Here is a 4,659-nt window from a genome sequence, read left to right as displayed (position 1 = left end):
ATTCATAAATCAATACAATTTCGTAAAAATATAGAATATTACTTTATTTTATCATTATCATCATCAGATTTCAACTTTTGATGGCAACTAAATATAAAAACAAAATGCGTTGGAGCTAAGGATACTACGAGGATTTTCAATTAAAAAAATTTCATATACTATTTTTCTTAGGTCATAATTACCCTAATTAAAATTTAAATGGTATAATCATTTGAAAAAGTACAAATTGTAGGGGGTATTTATGGTGGAAACATTAGTTATTGAAAAAAAAGTACTGCAAACAAGTGCATGCCGTAATGATATGCTAAAGCTGCTGGCACTAGTAACAATGCTAGTTGATCATATTGGATATATGTATTTTCCAAATGAGATTCTTTTCAGAATTATAGGGAGATTGGCCTTTCCTATCTTTGCCTATCAAATTGCTATAGGCTATTCCAGGACATCTAATCTTAAAAAATATGTTTTAAGACTTTCCGTATTTGCTCTAATAACTCAAATACCCTATTCTTTTTTTAGTCCTGATATTAAATTTAACCCTATTCATTTTAATGTACTGTTCACGTTTGTAGTAGGCATAGGATTGCTTTATATTTATGATATGGGAATCTTACATGTTAAGAATTTTATTAAAGGCAAGAATTATAAACACCTTTTTTATGGTATATTTCTACTAGCCATAGCTATCGTAATAATCATTATTCCCGAAGTATTAAGCTTCATTATAAAAGATTTTTATTTGGAATACGGCTCGCTGGCATTAGCTTTAATTTTATTGTTTCATATGTTTCAGGAAAAGATGGAAGTTGCCATAATAAGCATTATAATATTATATATACTTCATGGTTATTACAGAGTTGCTCTGTGGAACTCTGCATATTCATCAGCACTATTTTGGAGCAACCTATTCAATTTCAAATATGTATGGGGCCAGCTGAACTTTCAAAATGGGTTGTCACAACTACAAAAATACTATTTTAACTCATGGGGAGTTTTTGCATTAATTCCGATATTCGGGTTAGAGCGTATAAATCCTAGCTGGATTAGGCTTAATAAATATGCTGGTTATATTTTTTATCCAGCACACATGACGCTTCTAATTGTTATTGCGATTATGTTGAAGGCTTATTAATTATATTTTTTACCCCAAAATTTACATTCACCAAAAATTATCCCACCATCTCCTGAAATCAAATAAAGCAGTTTAAAATTACATAAAAATTGCGAGTATAAATATACAAGATAGTAAAATAATAATTAAAAGGAGAATTATTGATGGAATTTTTTTCTGTGTTTATATTTGTAAGAGAAATGAAAAAATTACTAAGTATATTTATGGTCACAGTCCTTTTAATGGTTGTTATTTTAAGTAATATTGTAGTTAATGCAGTAGTGATTCCAAAAATAAGTTATGCTAGATTAGTAAGTTATGATGATAGTCGCAAAGATGGAGTAATTGGTACAAATGGAAGAGGAGTAGTTGCATTAAGATTTGATGATTATCAAGATGCGTTTGGTGCAAAAATATACCCCTTGTTAATTGAACGTGGATTACCTTGTAGTATGGCTCTAATTTCAAGATTTAACACAGAACAACCTTGGGGCAAGGGTACAACATGGAGTCAAGTAAGGGATTGGAATAGAAACGGAGTTGAAATGTGGAGTCATGGAACAGACCATAAGGACTACAGTAAAAAAGGTTATGAAGGATTGTATAGCCAAATAGTAACTTCTAAATTAGAAATAGAAAAACAAAATATTAAGGTTGTTGGCTGGGTACTTCCAGGCGTTGCTCCTGCTCCAAATAAATTACCATTATATAATGGATTAACTAAACCAAGTGATTACGACTCAACAGTAGGAAGATTATTAATGCAGACTTATTCTTTAACAGAAGCTTATGCATATTATGGACCTAGAATTTTGCCAACACATGTTTTTCATGGTTTGAATCATTATACTGTATCAGATGGTGGTATGACTTTAGCAAGCGCAATAGCGACTATCGATGTGGCTATTGAAAATAAGGTAGGTATCGAAATAATGTGTCATCCAGGTAATCTAGATAAACCAGGTAAAATGACACTTTCTGATTTTACTATCTTGTTAGATTATATCAAAACTCAATGGGATAATTGTTCAATAGAGGTTTTAACTCCCTCAGGACTTTTCTTTGCAGACCCTAATAGTAGTACTAGATTTGAATTAACTGCTAATGATAGTTTTGAGGGTGCAGGGTCATGGACAGGAAAAACTATTGAAACAAGTGGAGGAAAAACAGGAGATAATTTCTTACGTATAGGTAACAGTATCAGTAATTCACCAGTAACTCAAAAGATTGATACTTCCGATAAATCGAGAATTTCAGGCGAACAATTTGTCTTTGAAGGATGGGTTAGGGCATCTGGTAATGGAATTACCACTGGTGGGGTAAAGATAAATGAACTTAACATAAATAAAGTAATAACTACAGTTTCATTTTGGACAAGGGTAAGATTTGTCTTTTGTGTACCTCAGAATACCAAAATAATAACATTATCACTTTATAGAAGTTCAGGAGATAGTATCGATTGGGACGATGTGAGTATTAAGAAAATATAGTTAAGGGAAGCCATTTTAGACTCTAGTCTGATAAATAACCTCTCACAATTTCAATTTTATCACATATTCTATTATAGAGGTGATTTAATGTATAATTTAAAGCCTGAAATTTTTGATCTTAAATCAGTCAACGGCATTTCTATGAACCAGCTAAATCAACATTACAAATTGTATGCTGGTTACGTAAACAAATTAAACGAAATTTGGAACACTACCTACATACCTGCAAGTTACACTGATAGCAATCCCACTTATTCCAAAATGCGAAGTTTGAAACTAGGTGAAACATATGCACTAAACGGCGTAAAACTTCACAATCTTTATTTTAAAAATATGACGGGAGGCAGTACCACACCTTATGGCCCCATATTTAATGCTATAATAAATGAATTTTCTTCTTATGATAATTTTATCTCTTATCTTACAAATGTAGCATTATCCATGAGAGGTTGGGTAGTTCTTTCCATTGATTCAATTGATAACAAGTTACACATAATAGGAAGTGATTTACACGATACTGGTTCCGTATGGCTTTCTCATCCACTATAGTCATGGATGTTTATGAGCATGCATATTTTATGGATTTTGGAACAGACAAGAAAAAATATATTTCTACATTTATTGAAAATATAAATTGGGACATTCTAAATGATAGATTTCAAAAATACGTTTCCTCAATGCAGTTTATGGATATTTCCCAGCATAGATATTTCCCATACAATTTTAATTATTGATAAATCAATAATTATTTAGACAATAAAGATGCAAGAGGAAAGCAAAGTTCCCTCTTGCATCTTTGTTGAAAATTTTATTTTAAGAATTTAGAATATATATAGCATAAACAATCCTCTACTAGATATTTGTTGTCTTTAAACTGTTGAAATTCATAAGGTAAATTACTAAATTCTATATACTCCATGTGCTTACTATTATTTAATTTTTTAATATGCATTTCAAATTGATCTTTAAGTATATATTTTAAAGCATAACGAGGCCCTGCGTGTAAGAATACTTTATCAGGCATTAATTGAAACCTAATCCCAGTAGCTATGGCAGTATCATATTTTGCTAGCTCACTAAACCCAGCCAATTTAATACCATCAATGTATGTTATTATTTCATCAAATGATTTACAAGATTTTAACTTTTCTTTACCTTCCACAATAACTTGATATACTTTTAGCATCTTACTTTCATGGTTAAATGCTTTTATATACCATTTATGAGGAGGACAAAATACTATAACCCATTTCATATATTCCTCATAGCTAAGTTCTTCAGATTTCTGTTTATAATCAGCAATATAATTAATAACCTTTTGCTTTTCATTTGTATTAAAAGCATCTATCATCTTTTCTAATGTGGGTTGCATACACTTAGCCCCCTAACTAATCTTTTATACAAGTATATTAGTTAAACCATATAATATAACAAAATAAATAAAAAATAGGCTATAATCTAAATTTACATTTAGCTATAGCCTACTGTTTTTATTAAAGTGGGGATATTTATTCAATTTTCACAGCTACTTTTCAATTTATTTAGGGTTCTATTTGCTTACCTAAAAATAATGCTGCTGTTTCAGCTAATTTGAGTTCCAAAGCACTGAATTTTTGACCTTGTTCTCTAGATGCTATTATTACTGTCCCAATTACATCTCCTTCAGATATAATTGGAGAAATAACTTGATTTGAATATTTGCCATCAAATTCCTCGTCAACAAATAAAGGTATCGTTTTCATCAATCCTTCTACAAATACAAGTGTTTTTCTACCTTCCATCACTTTCTCTAAATCATCACTAACTTTCTTTTCTAAATATTCTTTTTTATTTATTCCACTTACTGAAATTATATTGTCCCTATCACTAATAAGGATATCGTTACCAATTTTCTGCTGAAGTGAATCACTATATTCACTTGCAAACTTACTAAATTCTCTTATTGGCGAATATTTTTTCAAAATAACTCCACCTTCTCTATCAGTAAATATCTCTATTGGATCTCCTTCTCTTAGTCTCAACATTCTTCTTAACTCTTTAGGAACAACCACTCTACCT

Annotated in this window: 4 protein-coding genes and 1 pseudogene; 3 read left to right on the top strand and 2 right to left on the bottom strand. The window is 30.4% G+C overall.

Annotated features, from left to right (window positions below):
• Positions 1-241 precede the first annotated feature (241 nt).
• The 3 genes and pseudogenes from JJE11_RS14905 (at position 242) to JJE11_RS14895 (ending at position 3,335) form a co-directional block, all read left to right on the top strand.
• On the top strand, positions 242-1,132 hold the full coding sequence (locus JJE11_RS14905; RefSeq protein WP_291637010.1) for a TraX family protein: 891 nt from the start codon (positions 242-244) through the stop codon (positions 1,130-1,132).
• Between the two features lie 143 nt (positions 1,133-1,275).
• Complete coding sequence (locus JJE11_RS14900; protein ID WP_291637008.1) at positions 1,276-2,601, top strand: polysaccharide deacetylase family protein; 1,326 nt, start codon at positions 1,276-1,278, stop codon at positions 2,599-2,601.
• An 87-nt stretch (positions 2,602-2,688) separates the two neighbouring features.
• Positions 2,689-3,335 (top strand): annotated as a pseudogene (locus tag JJE11_RS14895) (superoxide dismutase).
• A 74-nt stretch (positions 3,336-3,409) separates the two neighbouring features.
• On the opposite strand, the gene JJE11_RS14890 reads toward JJE11_RS14895, so the two are convergent.
• Together JJE11_RS14890 and spoVT are read right to left on the bottom strand one after the other, a co-directional pair.
• A complete protein-coding gene (locus tag JJE11_RS14890; RefSeq protein WP_291637006.1) occupies positions 3,410-3,973 on the bottom strand; it encodes a hypothetical protein in 564 nt (187 codons plus the stop codon).
• A gap of 169 nt (positions 3,974-4,142) precedes the next feature.
• The coding region (gene spoVT, locus JJE11_RS14885) for a stage V sporulation protein T (RefSeq protein ID WP_291637004.1) at positions 4,143-4,659 on the bottom strand (517 nt) is incomplete at its 5' end.

The sequence above is a fragment of the Clostridium sp. genome, assembly GCF_016650095.1.
Classification (GTDB): domain Bacteria; phylum Bacillota; class Clostridia; order Clostridiales; family Clostridiaceae; genus Clostridium_AD.
Note: the sequence above shows the minus strand (reverse complement) of the source record. Positions and strands in the feature narration are given on the sequence as shown.